Source organism: Vibrio sp. D173a, from assembly GCF_030248475.1.
In genome coordinates this window covers 1-952 of sequence record NZ_JAHGAH010001411.1, presented here as the reverse complement: position 1 = coordinate 952, position 952 = coordinate 1, and the positions used below count along the sequence as shown (strand labels likewise).

General features: G+C 45.9%; 1 pseudogene. It reads right to left on the bottom strand.

The features are described 5' to 3' along the window. Positions 1 to 952, bottom strand: a pseudogene (locus KIV40_RS33710) (hybrid sensor histidine kinase/response regulator); the annotation flags it as partial.

Sequence of the window (952 nt, the reverse complement as noted above, 5' to 3'; positions counted from 1 at the left end):
CTCACCTTGAGTCACCACGTCTACGGCTTCTTGGCCATTACTGGTGATGGTGTACTCATAGCCCGCTTTTTCAAGGAAGAAACTCGCGATCTTCTGATTCATCAGGTTATCTTCCACGATCAATATTCGGCGGTTAAGCTCATGCACATCTTCCGATTTCGTCGGCTTCTCAACAACTTGAGCAGCACCCGTATCAAGCGCCAATAAGCTATTAGAAAAGCGTTTACCTAGAAACGGAACCGTATGTGTCGAGTGCACCGATTCTGTGATTTGGTTGGTTTTGAATAGATGATGCTGACAGACAATCACCTTAGAGAGTGGATAGCGTTGTTTCAATGAAGCGAGGTCATGGTCCATCGGTTGATGCAGCGTGTGGCAATAGAGCAAAACATCACAATCTAACTGCGGATTCGAAATATCATCAATGGTCGGCACCACTTCTGACTGTATTCCAAATCGTTCGCACTCTTTCGTTAATTGAGCCACATAATTAAAGCCATTAGAGACAATCACGGCACTCTTGAGGTTGTCGAAGGTCTTGGGTTTACTCTCTACGATGTCAACGTAGAAACCAAAACTGAAGATAGAACCCTCTCCTTTCACCGAACTCGCGGTTAATTCAATCATGCCTCGGCTCATCGAGCCTGGCGTATAAGTGACGGTCGTGCTGATCGCACCAGAATCTGTAAACTTAATGGCATTCGACAGAAGGTTAGTCAGAACTTGGCGCAGTCGATGCTCATCAAAAAGAAGTTGATGCGGTGTGTTGGCATCGATGTTGATGTCGAGCTCCACATTCTTGCTGATCGCTTTCGATAGAATGACGCTAACGGAATCGTAAACGACTTCTCGCAGATCCGCGGCTTGTGGCGAAAGTAATAAGTTACCCGATTCAATCTTCGAGAGATCAAGGATGTCATTCAGTAGCACTAGCAAGGTATGCGAAGAAGAC